Annotated in this window: 16 protein-coding genes and 1 pseudogene; 11 read left to right on the forward strand and 6 right to left on the reverse strand. The window is 60.1% G+C overall.

From position 1 onward, the window contains the following. Positions 1-81: 81 nt before the first annotated feature. Positions 82-573 (forward strand): cupin domain-containing protein, encoded by a 492-nt coding sequence (locus tag VNX23_RS23535; protein ID WP_325633972.1) that lies wholly within the window; start codon positions 82-84, stop codon positions 571-573. 70 nt (positions 574-643) lie between these two features. On the opposite strand, the pseudogene VNX23_RS23540 reads toward VNX23_RS23535, so the two are convergent. Beyond that, a pseudogene (locus VNX23_RS23540) lies at positions 644-914 on the reverse strand (DUF1285 domain-containing protein); the annotation flags it as partial. Positions 915-1,333: 419 nt separating this feature from the next. Between VNX23_RS23540 and VNX23_RS23545 the strand changes: the two are divergent. From VNX23_RS23545 to VNX23_RS23555, 3 genes are read left to right on the forward strand one after another with little or no spacing between them, the layout of a single operon-like run. After that, on the forward strand, positions 1,334-1,606 hold the full coding sequence (locus tag VNX23_RS23545; protein ID WP_325633973.1) for a hypothetical protein: 273 nt from the start codon (positions 1,334-1,336) through the stop codon (positions 1,604-1,606). Positions 1,607-1,637: 31 nt separating this feature from the next. Continuing rightward, complete coding sequence (locus tag VNX23_RS23550) at positions 1,638-1,916, forward strand: hypothetical protein (protein WP_325633974.1); 279 nt, start codon at positions 1,638-1,640, stop codon at positions 1,914-1,916. After that, positions 1,883-3,004, forward strand: coding sequence for an integrase (locus VNX23_RS23555; RefSeq protein WP_325633975.1), 1,122 nt, complete (start codon positions 1,883-1,885; stop codon positions 3,002-3,004). The genes VNX23_RS23550 and VNX23_RS23555 overlap by 34 nt, the downstream gene beginning before the upstream one ends. Before the next feature lie 197 nt (positions 3,005-3,201). Here the strand turns inward: VNX23_RS23555 and VNX23_RS23560 are convergent, their stop codons facing one another. The 4 genes from VNX23_RS23560 to fliL are packed head-to-tail and all read right to left on the reverse strand — an operon-like array spanning position 3,202 to position 6,112. Then, complete coding sequence (locus tag VNX23_RS23560; protein WP_325633976.1) at positions 3,202-3,972, reverse strand: flagellar protein FlbB; 771 nt, start codon at positions 3,970-3,972, stop codon at positions 3,202-3,204. Then, positions 3,969-4,403, reverse strand: a complete 435-nt coding sequence (locus VNX23_RS23565; protein ID WP_325633977.1) for a DUF6468 domain-containing protein — start codon at positions 4,401-4,403, stop codon at positions 3,969-3,971. Before VNX23_RS23565 ends, VNX23_RS23560 begins: the two co-directional genes overlap by 4 nt. Further along, positions 4,400-5,602 carry a flagellar motor switch protein FliM gene (gene fliM, locus VNX23_RS23570; RefSeq protein ID WP_325633978.1) on the reverse strand — a complete coding sequence of 401 codons (1,203 nt, stop codon included), beginning with the start codon at positions 5,600-5,602 and terminating at the stop codon, positions 4,400-4,402. The genes VNX23_RS23565 and fliM overlap by 4 nt, the downstream gene beginning before the upstream one ends. Before the next feature lie 18 nt (positions 5,603-5,620). After that, positions 5,621-6,112 (reverse strand): flagellar basal body-associated protein FliL, encoded by a 492-nt coding sequence (fliL, locus tag VNX23_RS23575; protein WP_325633979.1) that lies wholly within the window; start codon positions 6,110-6,112, stop codon positions 5,621-5,623. Between the two features lie 364 nt (positions 6,113-6,476). On the opposite strand from fliL, the gene flgF reads away from it, so the two are divergent. The 7 genes from flgF to VNX23_RS23610 all read left to right on the forward strand — a co-directional run bounded on the left by flgF (position 6,477) and on the right by VNX23_RS23610 (position 12,762). Further along, positions 6,477-7,238 carry a flagellar basal-body rod protein FlgF gene (gene flgF / locus VNX23_RS23580; RefSeq protein ID WP_325633980.1) on the forward strand — a complete coding sequence of 254 codons (762 nt, stop codon included), beginning with the start codon at positions 6,477-6,479 and terminating at the stop codon, positions 7,236-7,238. Between the two features lie 21 nt (positions 7,239-7,259). Continuing rightward, positions 7,260-8,051 (forward strand): flagellar basal-body rod protein FlgG, encoded by a 792-nt coding sequence (flgG, locus tag VNX23_RS23585; RefSeq protein WP_325633981.1) that lies wholly within the window; start codon positions 7,260-7,262, stop codon positions 8,049-8,051. Between the two features lie 11 nt (positions 8,052-8,062). Next, a complete protein-coding gene (gene flgA, locus VNX23_RS23590) occupies positions 8,063-9,139 on the forward strand; it encodes a flagellar basal body P-ring formation chaperone FlgA (protein WP_325633982.1) in 1,077 nt (358 codons plus the stop codon). Positions 9,140-9,145: 6 nt separating this feature from the next. Next, complete coding sequence (gene flgH, locus VNX23_RS23595; RefSeq protein ID WP_325633983.1) at positions 9,146-9,901, forward strand: flagellar basal body L-ring protein FlgH; 756 nt, start codon at positions 9,146-9,148, stop codon at positions 9,899-9,901. Positions 9,902-10,367: 466 nt separating this feature from the next. After that, positions 10,368-10,778, forward strand: coding sequence for a hypothetical protein (locus tag VNX23_RS23600; protein ID WP_325633984.1), 411 nt, complete (start codon positions 10,368-10,370; stop codon positions 10,776-10,778). Then, complete coding sequence (locus tag VNX23_RS23605; RefSeq protein WP_325633985.1) at positions 10,775-11,926, forward strand: AAA family ATPase; 1,152 nt, start codon at positions 10,775-10,777, stop codon at positions 11,924-11,926. Before VNX23_RS23600 ends, VNX23_RS23605 begins: the two co-directional genes overlap by 4 nt. 194 nt (positions 11,927-12,120) lie before the next feature. Continuing rightward, positions 12,121-12,762: a hypothetical protein gene (locus VNX23_RS23610; protein ID WP_325633986.1), complete on the forward strand. Its 642-nt coding sequence runs from the start codon at positions 12,121-12,123 to the stop codon at positions 12,760-12,762. A 294-nt stretch (positions 12,763-13,056) separates the two neighbouring features. Here the strand turns inward: VNX23_RS23610 and VNX23_RS23615 are convergent, their stop codons facing one another. Beyond that, positions 13,057-13,653, reverse strand: a complete 597-nt coding sequence (locus tag VNX23_RS23615; protein ID WP_325633987.1) for a recombinase family protein — start codon at positions 13,651-13,653, stop codon at positions 13,057-13,059. Between the last annotated feature and the right edge of the window lie 683 nt (positions 13,654-14,336).

Raw genomic sequence — 14,336 nt, forward strand, 5'->3', positions numbered from 1 at the left:
GCTCAGTTGTTGGAACGTTCGCAGAGACGAACACGCGGTCGTATGCTAATCTGAAGCATTGATTATCCGAGGGAGGTCGCAATGCGCAGATCGACGTTGACGCTGCTCCTGGCGGGCGGTGCAATAATCGCAACGATAGGCGCGGTTGCATTCGCTCAAGATATGCAACCGCCGATCAATGCAGATGAGGTAAAATGGGGGCCTGCCCCTCCGAACATACCCGCAGGAGCCCAAATCGCCGTCCTTGCTGGTAACCCAGCGTCGGACGGGCCGTATGTTGTTCGGCTGAAAATGCCTGCGAACTACAAAGTCCCTGCTCACTATCATCCGAAGGATGAAACCGTCACCGTGATTTCGGGTGATTTCCACGTCGGCATGGGTGACAAACTCGACATGCAAAAAGGGTTGGTGCTCAATGCGGGTGGTTTTGGTGCGGTGCCTGCGGGCATGCGCCACTATGGCTGGACTGACGGTGGGACAGTTGTGCAAATTCACGGCAACGGGCCTTTTGCGATCACCTACGTCAACCCGGCGGATGATCCGAGCAAAGGAATGACCAAAGCCTCCGATTAGACAACAACCAACAGACTGACGTCGCGGCCGTGACGTTTGATAAGAAGCCCGCCGGTCGCGTCATGCCGGCGGGTTTTTGTTTCCCCCGGATTCCGACCTTCTCGACCGGCGCCACGAGAAAGTGCTTGCCGTTCTCGCGCTTGAGGATCGTCGATCGGCGTCCCCATATAATACCACGTGCCGTCGCCGGCGATTCTCATGTCGAGATCGCCGCAGAAGGGCGGATTCCAAAAATGCACCGCGGAAGCCCTTTTTCGGTGGCTTCGGCTTTTGCAGCGTTCTTGGCAGCAACCACCAGGCCTTCCGAGAGCTTGATTCAGTTTCCGTCCTTGCTTCGCCATGGTTTGACCTGAGTCTGAATCGCGTGTGCATACCCAAAAATGTAGATGCGATGGCGATCGGATCAGTTCGCCACGTCGTGATGCCGTTCATACACTTAAATGCCGATAATATGGGGATAGTTTAATTCAACAATGGTTCGCGCATCCGCTTGCGGTTCGGCAAAATCGGATAAAATGCACGGACCGAACTCCCCACGGATTCGCTCGTGGCCGATTTCCAAGACGGACGTGGATAACCGGCCGGTGACCGGCGCCAAAAATATAGGGTGCTCGCCGATCGATAGTAGACCGTAACTGAATCCCCCTCGTCGCCAAGCGAGTGGTGCAAAACCCGGCTTCCATTGAGCCTCGGCGTTTTGCGGAATGCAAACCCTGATGCACCTGGGCCTTGGCGGGGCCGAGTGCTCAATGGATACCTCATGGCCAAAGACCGAAAACAGCTCTACGGCGGCCGGATCCCGAAGGACTATCTGCCGGCACACAACCATGTCACCCACAACGGCTTCCGAAGGTTTTGGATTCCGCCTGAATGGGTCGAGTCCGGCGCATGGGCAGAATGTCCCTGCGGATGTCAACTCGGCCGCAAGTGGAGCGAGCCGAAGAGGCACTACGCTTGGAGCGAACGCACCAAAGCGCAGGTCAAGCGCCTCGCAAAGGAGCGGAGTGTGCGTCTGGAGGGGGCGGTCGGCTGATGTCCGGCCCCCTCCCCTACACCGAGGCCTCATGACCCGCGATCCTCTCACATGGGACGATCTGCCCGAATATCCTGATGACGAGGAGATCGGGGAAGTCGTACTTGGGAAAAAGAAGCGTGAACAGTTCCGCGCTCTTGCCGACTTGCGCGAGATCGACGGAATGCCGAAAGTGGATCCGTTCTGGGGCGGCCGTCCTAAACGACTTGTCCGAAAATTCATCGAAAGCGACCAGCAGGTCACGGCTGCGTCCTCGTCACGGGAGCAAAGAGGGCCATGGCACGAAACAAAGACCACCCGCACGGCCTAAAGTCGCGCAAGCGCACTGACGGAACGGCCTGGTATTGGCTGCCAAACGAGGCAGCGGTGAAGGCCGGCTATCCGGTGAAGTCGGTGAACTTGACCATGTATGCCGACCGCCCCGACTTGCTGAAGGCAAAGGCGGAGCGCTGTCAGGCCGAAATGAATCTATGGATGCGTCAAGGAAAGATGCCGGAGAAGCAATTCAATGGCACATTCCGCGATCTCTTTGAGCGCTACCAGACGCAGCCGAAAAGCACATTCCACGAGATCAAGCCGAATGTGCGGCGATCGTATCTCGTCTACCTGCGCAAAATGATCCGGCACATCGGACCACTCACGCTCAACAACTCCACCGGACTCGACGTGAAGGAATGGTTCGCGGAGTGGCGTGTCGGTGTAGATGGCCGCGACCAGCTTGCGGCGGCCAACATGGCTCTGTCGGTGTTGAAGGCAGCGGTGTCATTCGGCGTGATCTGCCGGCTCGATGGCGTGAAAGAGTTTCAGGACGTTCTGGCTGAACTGGAATTTCCCAAGCCGAAGCACCGCAAGCAGGCGCCGACGCCGCAGCAGATCATTGCCGCCCGGCTTGCTGCGCACAAGCACGGGGCGCCGGAGCGGGCCCTCGTCTACGCTCTGCAGTTCGAGACGACCGCCCGGCAATGGGACTTCACTGGCGTCTGGTTGCCATTGTCGGACCCGAAACCGTCCGCCGTGATCGACGGGTTCACCAAATGGGTCGGACCGCATTGGTCCGACATCAAGGACGGAGTCTTGAGGATCCGGCCAACCAAGACCGAAGACTCGACGGCGGTCGAAATCACCTACGACCTGTCGGCCTGCGACATGGTGGTCGAGGAACTCGCGCATGACGCCGTCCGCGAAGGTCCGATGATCATCAACCGCAGCACCGGCCTGCCCTACCGGCCGAAGGCCTTCAACGAAGGCTGGCGGAAGGACTATGAGGCGGCCGGCATTCCGAAGGAAATCTGGAATCGCGACACCCGTGCTGGCGGCATCACCGAGGCGCGGCTGTCGGGGGCATCACAGGATGATCGGCGCCGGCTGGCAGGCCATGCTGACGCCGATCTACTATGAGCGCGGCGTTGTCGATATGCAGGTCCATCGGAATGTGATGGCGGCACGACGGCAATTCCGGGCGAAGAACGGGTCGTAAACAAAAGTTAGGAACGCGCTGGGAACGCGGAACGGGACACTCAAGAAACTGTAAGTTGATCAGTCCGTTAAGGGGCGCTGTTGGATAAGCGCATTTACGGAGCTGTTAAATATCCCCGTTAATTTGCCTTTTGCGGCGCCAGCATCCTGCCCTCGATCTTCGGCAGATCGTCCATGGTGGCGGACTTGTCGGTCCCGGCGCGGCGCGCCATTTCGACGGTGAGGCGCTCGGCCGCTTCCGGCGCCATCAGTCCGAGAATGTCGGCCATCTTGCGCGGCGCGATCTGGGAGGCGATCTCGAACAACACCGGCATTTCCAGCCGGTCGAACACCTTGGCGGCATCCTTCGGCTTCATCCCTTCGTACATGGTGATGATCCCCTTGAAGCGCGCCACCTCGGCTTCGTTCTTCTGCTGGGTAGCCGTGGTGATCCGCGACTCGATCGCCTTCAACTCCTCCACGCGCGCCTCGACGCGCTTTTCGGTGGCCTTCAGGAGGCTCTCGCGAATGTCGATCTCGCGCGCGCGGGTTTCGAGCTCCTGCCGACGCGCCTGCAGGCGTTCGAGGATGGCGCGCTCGGAAGGCGAGACGGTTTGAGGCTGCTGCTCGGCGCGCATGGGCTCGGCCTTCCCGACATCGGGCATCGCCATCTTGGCAGCCGCCTCCTCCTTCGGTTTCTCCTTTACCGAGCCCGTGATGTCAGCGGTTTCCGGCCTGTTTCTGCCGGGAAAGTTGAAGGTTTCCTGCGCCCATGACGGTTGGGTCGATTCCGGCCGGTAATCGAACACATAACCGCCGTCGAGCACGAGGCCTGCGACCTTAAGCACCGCAAGGCCGAAAATCGCGACCAGGACGACTGGAAGGACGCGAATGTCACGAAATGATTTCATGCGGCAAGGCCATTGGACCTTCTGCGGTCGCTGAAAGCCTGGGCTGCCGCGGCGACCGCCTTGGCGGGGGTGGCCTCCGGCGTCGCCGGCTGCGGCTCAGGCGGCCGCGCGGCGACCGCGATCCTGGATAGCCGCCGCACCACATTTTCACTTTCGGCCAGCTGCTTTTTCAATTGCAGGGACATCTCGCTCGCCGAGTTGAGCTGATTGCCGAGATTCTCGTTGACGTCACGCACCGTATGCTTGAGGCCGCCGATCGCCCGCTCGGCGATCTCGGTTGCCGTGATCAATTCCGCAATCGTTGCCTTGAGCGAATGTTCGTCGGCCTTCAGCCGCTTCAGGCGCGTGTTCAACAGCATGCAATAACCGATCGTGACCACGAGCAAAATCGCCACGAGACTCTCGATCGCAACCCCGAATAAGTGACTCATTGGGCCTCCATCATCTTTGTCTGCTCGTCGGCCTTCTCGAACATCGCGAAGGTGGTATTGGGCTTGCGCAGCTGCTTGGTGACACGGATGGCCACACGATCCCCCACCCGGCCCATCCGCCCCTCCGTCAGGGTGACATTCCCGCATCGCACCGCCACCAACGCATCGGCCCGCATGTCCAGCGGCAGCGTGTCGCCCACCTTCAGCTTCATCAATTCCTTGAGCGGGATATCGGCTTCGTAAAGGACGGCGTCGACGGCAATCTCGGCTTGCGCGACTTCGGTGGCGAAATGGCCTTCCCAGATCGGATCGCGGCCGAACTTCTCGCCCATGAACATCTGCAACAGAACGTTGCGGATCGGTTCGATGGTCGCATAGGGCAGGAGCAGTTCGACATTGCCGCCGCGGTCTTCCATGTCGATGCGCAAGCGCACCAGGATCGCCGCGTTGGCGGGCCGGCTGATGGCGGCAAAGCGCGGGTTGGTCTCCAGCCGGTCGATCGTGAACGTGACCGGCGACAACGGCCGGAAGGCCTGTTCGGCATCCGCCATCACCACTTCGACCAGCCGCTTGACGAGATTGGTTTCGATGGTCGTGTAGGGACGGCCCTCGATGCGCAACGAGGTTTGCCCGCGGCGGCCGCCGAGCAGAACGTCGATCATCGAATAGATCAGGCTGGAATCCACCGTCACCAGGCCGAAATTCTCCCACTCCTCGGCCTTGAACACGCAGAGCACCGCCGGCAACGGAATCGAATTCATGTAGTCGCCGAACCGGACCGAAGTGATGCGGTCGAGCGAGACTTCGACATTGTCGGAGGTGAAGTTGCGAAGGCTGGTGGTCATCAGCCGCACCAGGCGGTCGAACACGATTTCGAGCATCGGCAGACGCTCGTAGGAGACCATCGCCGAATCGATAATCGCGCGGATGCCGGAATTGTTGTCGAGATTGACTTCGCCGGCATTGAAACCGAGCAGGTTGTCGATCTCCTCCTGCGACAGAACCCGCTCGCCGCCGTTCTTGCCGCCGCCGAAATCGCGGCTGCCGTCTTCGACCATGGCGGCCCATTGCAGCGCCATCGTCTCGGTGAGCTCGTTGGCCGCCGCCGCTTCCGCAGCCTTGGCCGGATCCTCGGAGCCGAGCGAGGCCTCCCATTGCGCCGCTATTGCATCCTGATCGACTGGATCGTTGCCCGCCATGATTCTAGATCCGTCCCGTCACTGAACGACGACTTCCTTGAACAGCACGGCGCTGACCTGATACGGCGACAGCACCAGGTTGACGCGTCGGGTCAGCTCCTCCTTCAGGCGGAACAGGCCGGCCGAGCCGCTCAGGTCGCTCGGACGCAGCTCTCGCAGATAGGTTTGAAAGATGTCGATAACGCGCGGCAGCGAAGGCCTTATCGCCTCGGCCTGTTTCTCTTCCTTGACCTCGAGCACGAGCTTGACCTTGAGAAATTGCACGCGGTCACCGGGCTGTCCCGCCAGATTGACGAGCATGTCCGGGACTTCGACATAGGACGGCGGCTTCGGCGGCGCCATCGCCTCAGCGTGCATCTCTTCGCCGCCGTGCCGCATGAGGAAGAACCAGCCCGCGCCGCCGCCGATGATGGCAACCACCGCAACCGCGGCGATGATCAGCTTGAGTCTGCCCCTTGGCCTGGGGGCTTCAGCAACCGCGCCAGCTTCTGCCTGTTCGTTATCTGCCATCGCCCGCCCGGTTGCGATCTTTCTGAGGATTTCGATGCCGGCAGGCGGCCCGATGACGCGATACAAAACCGCCGGCGCTCTTGATCGAGACGCTAAGGTAGCAATGGTTAATGGAATCTTTCTTTTGTCCCGCAACTGGGAAAAAGTTGCCGGGCAAACATGGTCAACAAGACCTTATTGCCGCCCGGGCCGACTCCCATCCCGACATCCAACTCATTGAAAGAGAGCAGCTTTCCAGACTGGCACGGCTTTCGCTGTGTGCTTCAGCGAACCGCGGCTTGGGAGAGCCTTGGCGGTTTAAAGGATCCGCGAAGTCAGGCCTGGGAGGGCAACGGCTCGCGGATCGTTCAGGGGAGAACGAGCGATGGAGAATGCGCTTCTCATCGGACTTTCGCGGCAAACAGCGCTTGACCGGCAGCTGGGTGTCATTGCCAACAATATCGCGAACGTAAATACCGCAGGCTACAAGGCCGACAACACGCTGTTTGAGGAATTCCTCAACACGCCGGCGCACGAAGACAACTTCGTCGGGCTCGATCGCCGCGTCAGCTACGTCCAGGATCGCGGTACCTTTCACGATTTCAGGCAAGGCCCGGTCGAGGAGACCAAAAATCCCCTCGACGTGACCATCGACGGCTCCGCCTTCCTGGTGGTGCAGACGGCGGCCGGCGAGCGCTATACCCGTGACGGCGGCCTGCATCTGAACAATCAGGGCCAGCTCGTGACCGTCGCCGGCAACCCGGTGCTCGGCACCGGCGGTCCGATCACCTTCCAGCCGACCGATCACGACATCAACATCACGCCCGACGGCACCATCACGGCGGTGGCAGGCAACGTCAGGACGGATTCGATCCGCGGCAAGTTGCGTCTCGTCAGCTTCGCCGACCCGCAAAGCCTCCAGAAAGAGGGTTTCAACCTCTTCACCGCCGACCAGGGCGCGGCGCAGGTCGACACCAAATCGGTGGTGCGCCAGGGCTACATCGAAAAATCCAACGTCAGCGCGGTCGCCGAAATGGGGCGCATGTTGGACGTCACGCGAGCCTACACGGCGATCTCGAATCTGCTGCAGCAGCAGAACGATTTGCAGAAGACCGCAATTCAGCAACTCGCCGACGTTCCGGCCTAGCGGTATTTCAGGAGACCATCCATGCAAGCTCTTCATACTGCTGCGACCGGAATGGCGGCCCAGGAACTTAACGTCCAGGTCATCTCCAACAATATCGCCAACCTTCGCACCACCGGCTTCAAGAGGCAGACCGCGGCCTTTCAGGATTTGATCTATGAGCACATCCGCCGGGTCGGCGCGCAGGCCTCGGATCAGGGCACCATCCTGCCGGTCGGCATCGATATCGGCGGCGGCGTGAAAACCGTCGGCACGCCGCGACAGATGACGCAGGGAACGCTTTCGCAAACCGGCAACGATCTCGACCTCGCGATAACCGGCGAAGGCTTCTTCAAGATCCAGATGCCCGACGGCACCTTCCAGTACACCAGGGACGGCACGTTTCAGATGGACAACACGGGCCGTATCGTCAACGCCCAGGGAAATCCGGTACAGCCGACGATCACGATACCGCAAAATGCTTCAGGCCTGACCGTCAACCAGCAAGGCCAGGTCTCGGTGACCCTGCCCGGAGCCGCAAACACTTCTACCGTGATCGGCCAGATCGGGCTGACGCGCTTCGTCAACAAGGGCGGCCTGCAGCCGGTCGGGAATAACCTTTTCATCGACACGCCCTCGTCCGGCCCGCCGCAGGATGGTCTGGCCACCGCCGAAGGTTTTGGAACCATCAACCAGGGCAGCCTCGAGCAGGCCAATGTCGATGTCGTCTCCGAGATGTCGGACCTGATTGCTGCCCAGCGCGCGTATGAAATGAACGCGAAGGTGATCAGCGCCGCCGACCAGATGTTGCAATCGACCACCGCGCTGTTCCGCTGAGGGAGAAGACGATGACTGCACGTTCGCTTCTCCTTGCCGCAGCCCTGCTCCTCGCCGTTCCGGCGACGGCGCTGGCGCAGGCGCGCGAGGACACCATCGCGGTTCCGGTGCTTCGCGCCGATGTCACGGTGCAAAGCGATATCGTGCGGGTCGGCGACATGATCGAGAACGCCGGCACGGCCGCCCAGATCGCGATTTATCGTGCGCCGGATCTCGGCACCACCGGTTCGCTGCCGACCGCGCAGGTGATCGCCGCGCTGCAGACGCACAAGGTCATCGGCGTCGACACCAGGGACATCAAGACGGTTTCGGTCACGCGGCTGGCGCGAACGATCGCGAGCAAGGAAATCGAATCCCGCGTCGCGCAGGCGCTGGAACACCGCAAGGGCCTGGGCGATGCCGCCAACCTCAGCCTGACGTTCGACCGAGAGGTTGCCGACCTCAGGCTGGAAGCCTCGAACAGCGGCGCCATGCAAGCGGCGTTGGTGCGCTATGAGCCGCGCAACGGCCGCTTCGACATCACTTTCGAGATCGAAAGCGAGGTCTCGTCCGCGCGAGCGCGGTTGCGCTTCACCGGGGTTGCGATCGAAACCGCTGATGTGGCCGTGCTGACGCGCAATGTCGAGCGCGGCGAGGTCCTCAAATCCGCCGATGTCGTCAACGAGCGGCGTCCGAAACCGGAAATCGTCGGCGACGTGGCGGCGCGTGGTCAGGCCGTCGGCATGCAAATGCGAAAGCCGCTTCGTGCCGGCCAGGTGCTCAAACTTGCCGATCTCGGCAAGCCCGATCTGGTGCAGCGCGACGATGGTGTGACGCTAATCTACGAGACTGCTGGCCTTTATCTCACCATGCGCGGCAAGGCGCTGGACAGCGGCAGCGAAGGCGACACGGTCAGCGTTCTCAACCTGCAGTCGAAGCGCGCCGTATCCGGTGTCGTCATCGGCCGCGGACAGGTCGCTATCGCGGTCGCCGCGCCGCGGCTTCCCGTCGCCACCGAGGCAACATCCACCACCGGAGCAACCGAAACGGCCGCGCCGGTTTCGGTCGCCGCCACTACCAACACGCAGACTTCTCCAAAAGCCGAGTAAACGTAGATGTTGACAGCCAGTATCAATCGTATCGCACTCACCGGCACCTTGCTGACGATCGTCAGCATCGCAGGCGGATGTTCTGCGGTCGACCGACTTTCACAGATCGGCGAGCAGCCAAAACTCACGGAAATCGACAATCCCACGGCAAGGCCCGGCTACAAGCCGGTGCAGATGCCGATGCCAAAACCGGAAGCGGTTTCCTACAACGCCAATTCGCTGTGGCGAAACGGCTCGCGGTCGTTCTTCAAGGACCAGCGCGCCCATCAGGTCGGCGATCTCCTGACCGTCACCGTCAGCATCTCCGATCAGGCCAACTTCGCCAACGAATCCCAGCGCAGCCGCAAGACGACGGACGATTCGGGCGTGACCGACTTCTTCGGCAAGGGCCTTCTCACCGGAGCGGCCGCAACTCTCTTCAATGACCGCATCTTCACCGGAGATTCGCAATCCTCCTACGACGGCAAGGGCTCCATCGTGCGCCAGGAAACGCTGCAGACCAGCATCGCCGCCGTCGTCACCCAGCTGTTGCCGAACGGCAATCTCGTGGTCGAAGGCAAGCAGGAAATCCGCGTCAATTTCGAAAAGCGCGAGCTGATCGTCGCCGGCATCGTGCGACCGGAGGACATCCAGAGCGACAACACCATCGATTCAAGCAAGATCGCACAGGCCCGCATCGCCTATGGCGGCCACGGCCAGATCACCGACGTGCAGCAGCCGAGATATGGCAGCCAGGTGCTGGACGTATTGCTGCCATTCTGACACCCGGGTTTCCTGGACTTCTGACTTGAAGATGCCCGGATAAAACGAGCTCCCACATCGCATCGCGAACCTAGGCGCGATGTGATGTACTGCGCGGCCTTCGTCAGCTCCCCTGGCGAAGGCCGCAACTTTTTATACGGAGCTCAAGAAATCAATGACTTACAAAGAACAAAAGGCGTCTGGCTTGCACGATGCTACCGCTGTTTTGCAGAACAATGCACGAACCTGTGCCAAGACTGACACACCAGTAACACAGCGTTGTTCGATGGGGGTGCTCAATGCTGGCGCCGCCTGACCCCCAAAACGCGCGAAGGGCCGCCTCGGCAAAGGCAGCCCCGGAGATCGCACAATCAGAACAAGAGCGAAGATACACAATCCCGGCCGATGCTCAAGTCTTCATTGAGGGACTGCTGTCCCTCTGGTTGACAATGATCAGCATCGTCGCCTCTCTCACATGGGGGGCGCGATGAACAAGCACATCAAGCCCGACAGCTTGACGCCAGAAGAAATTGAAATGGCGCATCGGGCGAAGGCGGCCCTTTACAGCCAGCGCGGTACCCAGCAATCCACCAAGTGCACCTGCATCGACGCCGTTGAAGAGATCATCTTCCTGCGCGCTGATGATTTCGTCATTCAAGTCGAGATGGCCGATCCGCGCGACCGCTGGAGGCACACCGGTGAACTACCACCCGCCGTTGTCCCGGAGTCGTCTCCGAAGAAGGAATATCGCACGCCGCAGGCGACCATAGACGCATTCTTCGGCTGGGTAGTGCGCCAGGATCAAACTTATCAAGCCCGTTGGCTTGCCGAGCATCCGAGGGACGAGGCCTATCTTCGCAAGCTCTGGGAGGACAAATGCAAACCCCAGAGCAAATGAAGGCGACCGCCGCCGCGTTTGAGGCGCGGCGGGCCGCGCTGAAAGTCGTGCCCCCACCGGATCCCACTCAGCCGACGCCGCCCCAACTGACTAGTAAGCCGGCGTCCTCCTACACGATGCGTGCGATCAACTGGTTCTGGCCCGGAAGGTTCGCGATCGGCAAATTGGCTATCATCGGAGGACTGCCAGACAAGGGTAAGGGACTAATCAGCTGTTCTCTGATAGCCGCCTGCACCAGTGATGAAGTCATCGAACTGCCGTGCAAAGAGGGCCGCACACCCAAAGGCACGGCTATCTGGTTCAGCGCCGAAGATGATATCGAGGACACTGTCATACCGCGCCTCGTCGCAGCGGGGGCGAATCTCGACAAGGTCGAAATCGTTGGAATGACGAAGGGCCCGGACGGAGAGCGGATGTTCAATCTGGCGACCGACCTGGAGCTACTGAGAAAGAAAATCGACGAGCTTGGCGATGTCGTGCTCGTAATTATCGATCCAGTGTCGGCCTATCTCGGCGTCGGAAAGATCAACAATTCCTCGACGACGGATGTGCGTGCCGTTCTTGCCCCCCTCACGAAGTTGGCTGAAGAGAAGAAGCTCTGCGTCATCGGCGTTATGCACTTCAACAAGAAGTCCGACGTGACCAACGCCATGCTGCGCATTGCCGACAGTCTTGCCTATGTGGCGACAGCTCGGCATGTCTATGCCACGGTAGATGATCCCGAGGATGAAACCGCCCGCCTGTTCGTGAAAGCCAAGAACAACCTTGCGCCGGACAAGAGCGCCCTGCGCTACAGGGTCGGCGTGCGGATGGTCGGCCACGATCCCGACAGCAATCAGGAAATCTGGGCTCCTCATATCGAATGGGATGCCAAGTATGTCGAGATCACGGCTAGCGAGGCGATGGAGGCCTCTTCCGGCAAGTCTTCATCGCGTCAAGAGGCGGAGGAGTTTCTGCGCAGCAGGCTCGCTTATGGTCCGGTCCCGGTCAGCGAAATCGAGGAGGAAGCCAAGGCTCACGGCATATCGGTCAGTGGCGCTCTCAAGCGGGCGAGAAAAAAGCTCGGGGTGATCTGCTCCAAGGAGGACGGCAAGTTGGGCGGAAAATGGTTCCTCGAGATGGCAAAGGCTCAGCATGACGCTGCCTAAGGGAAGCAGAGCAGTGGAAGGGGTGCAGGTGAGGAAGTGCACGCCTTGCACGCCTTCGAAGGGGAGCAAGAAGGGGAGCAGTCAGTATGTGTAAGTTATTGATATTATATAAAGGAGAGCAAGGAGAGCAAAAAACCCTCCCTGCCCCCCTTCGGCAGACCAATAGGAACATGACGTGAATGACAGGAGGGGGAATGATGAAGCCCAAAGATCAGAAGCCTAAGGGAGGCGATCAGACCGCAATAAAGCTGAGGCTCGATGCCAATAAACCAGAGGGCAAGTTTAAATTGCTGGGCGGCAGTCAGGCGGACCAATGGAACAATAGGCTCAACAGTCAAACCCTCAACGCGCTGCCGATCGCTCACTCGAAAAACAACGATAGCATCACCGAAGCATGTTTGGCCGTCTCTTACGGTGTGATGGATATGGCACCGGCCGATCCCATCGAGGGAATATTGATCGCGCAATTGATGGCGGCGAACGAGGCCGCGCTGGCGATGTATCAGAAGGGCTGGGCACAACCACCGGAATACTTCGAGGCGCGAACGAAATATCTGCAGCTGGCGGATAAAGCCGCCCGCACCGTCATGATGCTCACGGAACGGCTCGATCACCACCGAGGCCGAGGGCAACAACAGATCACGGTGAAGCACGTCACCACGAACAACGTCACTGCCGATCAGGCGATCATTGCCGATAGCGTTACCACCGGTGCCGGTCGCAATGTCGCATCTCCTGCGCTCCTGGCTGCCGGTTCCGGGACGCCTATGCCAATCCTCGACGAGATAAAGCGACGTGATCCGGTGAGGGTGGGGAGGGTTCCGAAAACGAAATGAGCGACAACCCCATGCACCGATGTGATGCCGCTCCGAGGTGCAGAGCTAAATCCAAGCGCACTGGCCTGCCCTGCCGATCGCCGGCAGTGAGGGGCTATCGTGTTTGTAGGATGCACGGCGCCCGCGGCGGCGCACCGAAAGGAAAGAAGAACGGCAATTTCCGGCATGGTGGTCGGACAAAAGAAGCCACCAGCGCGTCGCGCTACATCAACGAGCTTGCCCGTCTTTTGCGGAGCGGAGATTAAGTCAGAGTAGTTAGCGTCTTACTCGTGGGTCAACAATTTGCTCAGATCGTCAGCGATCAGGAACGCGTGGGAGCCCTGCGCTTGCCTCGAAAGGGCGGCTGTTGAGCGCCCTCCAGATCGTGCCGACGCCGCATTCGTACTCTGTGGCTAGCTCAACAATCGTCTTGCCGGCAGCATAGCGATCAGCGATTACGCGCTTCTCTCCTGCATCGAGTGCCTGTGGCCGTCCAAATTGCTTGCCCTTCGCCCTGGCCCGCTCAATGCCTTCCTCGCAACGCTTGCGGATCAGCCCGCGCTCGAACTCGGCAATGCCGCCCATGATCGTCAGCATCAGCCGGCCGACATCCGTAGTCGTGTCGCACCATGTCTCCCCAAGGCTTACAAAGCCGCAGGAGAGTGCTTCCAGTTCGTGCAGGATGTTGTGCAGGTCGCGGCTCGAACGCGCCAGGCGGTCCAGTTTGGTCACCACAACGGTATCGCCGGGAAGCAGAACCTTCATGAGCCTGTTGAACTCCGGGCGATCCTTGGCGGACTTGCCGGATTTCTTCTCGCTGAATATCCGCTCGCAGCCGGCAGCATTCAGCGCGTCAACCTGGGCCGCATAGTCCTGGGTCTTTGAGCTGACCCGCGCATAGCCGTATTTCATCGAAGGTGCTCCTTTTGGAAATCTGACTTTCGGAATCGTAATTGATTTGCCAATTCAACGTCAATCCAATTCTTTCCAAAACCGTAACTATTTGGAAAATGCCAACAGGCTATTTGCACTCCACAGGCGACAGCGCGCAGCGCCGGTCTCGATGGTCTCGAATACCTGCGCCGGCTCAGCGCCCTCAGGAGCGCACGCCTCGGATGATGTCGTGAACAGGACGTACTAGGCTCGCAAAAAGCGGTTGCGCTCGGCTTCGGTGCAGGAGCGGGGCCATCGTGACCGACAACATGGAACGAGTTCTTCCCGATATCGATGCCGATCATCGGTTTTCTGGCGTAGGAAGCCCGCCGGTGAATCCGGGCTTGGCGGTCTGTCATGCGCCGGCCGATCGGAGCCGACGCAGGGGTCGCCCGCGCTGCCCGCCCGCGGTGTTGTTTTTGGCGGCGGTCCGACGAAACCATTTTCCACTCGCTGCGAAGCCGTCCGGAAATAGTCACTCGCTAGCCTCGGCCCTAGTCAAACACACGCGTTCCGTGTGAAGTTGCAGTGAGTGTTTTTATGTCGAGTTCTTTTCACACCGCAGACAGACGCACCTATCGGAAAGTTATGCTGGTAGGCCTGCTATTTTGCGCAGCCTTCGTGGTGGTCAGCTTCTTCGCTAGAGAACAGCCGGAAAATAC

This window comes from Bradyrhizobium sp., assembly GCF_035570375.1.
GTDB lineage: Bacteria > Pseudomonadota > Alphaproteobacteria > Rhizobiales > Xanthobacteraceae > Bradyrhizobium.

Coding starts and splice junctions, on each gene's coding strand:
- flgA (WP_325633982.1), top strand. CDS start 8,063: ATGACTGCACGTTCGCTTCTCCTTGCCGCAGCCCTGCTCCTCGCCGTT.
- VNX23_RS23535 (WP_325633972.1), top strand. CDS start 82: ATGCGCAGATCGACGTTGACGCTGCTCCTGGCGGGCGGTGCAATAATC.
- VNX23_RS23565 (WP_325633977.1), bottom strand. CDS start 4,403: ATGAGTCACTTATTCGGGGTTGCGATCGAGAGTCTCGTGGCGATTTTG.
- VNX23_RS23560 (WP_325633976.1), bottom strand. CDS start 3,972: ATGAAATCATTTCGTGACATTCGCGTCCTTCCAGTCGTCCTGGTCGCG.
- fliM (WP_325633978.1), bottom strand. CDS start 5,602: ATGGCGGGCAACGATCCAGTCGATCAGGATGCAATAGCGGCGCAATGG.
- VNX23_RS23550 (WP_325633974.1), top strand. CDS start 1,638: ATGACCCGCGATCCTCTCACATGGGACGATCTGCCCGAATATCCTGAT.
- VNX23_RS23555 (WP_325633975.1), top strand. CDS start 1,883: ATGGCACGAAACAAAGACCACCCGCACGGCCTAAAGTCGCGCAAGCGC.
- fliL (WP_325633979.1), bottom strand. CDS start 6,112: ATGGCAGATAACGAACAGGCAGAAGCTGGCGCGGTTGCTGAAGCCCCC.
- flgG (WP_325633981.1), top strand. CDS start 7,260: ATGCAAGCTCTTCATACTGCTGCGACCGGAATGGCGGCCCAGGAACTT.
- VNX23_RS23600 (WP_325633984.1), top strand. CDS start 10,368: ATGAACAAGCACATCAAGCCCGACAGCTTGACGCCAGAAGAAATTGAA.
- flgF (WP_325633980.1), top strand. CDS start 6,477: ATGGAGAATGCGCTTCTCATCGGACTTTCGCGGCAAACAGCGCTTGAC.
- VNX23_RS23545 (WP_325633973.1), top strand. CDS start 1,334: ATGGCCAAAGACCGAAAACAGCTCTACGGCGGCCGGATCCCGAAGGAC.
- VNX23_RS23605 (WP_325633985.1), top strand. CDS start 10,775: ATGAAGGCGACCGCCGCCGCGTTTGAGGCGCGGCGGGCCGCGCTGAAA.
- flgH (WP_325633983.1), top strand. CDS start 9,146: ATGTTGACAGCCAGTATCAATCGTATCGCACTCACCGGCACCTTGCTG.
- VNX23_RS23610 (WP_325633986.1), top strand. CDS start 12,121: ATGATGAAGCCCAAAGATCAGAAGCCTAAGGGAGGCGATCAGACCGCA.
- VNX23_RS23615 (WP_325633987.1), bottom strand. CDS start 13,653: ATGAAATACGGCTATGCGCGGGTCAGCTCAAAGACCCAGGACTATGCG.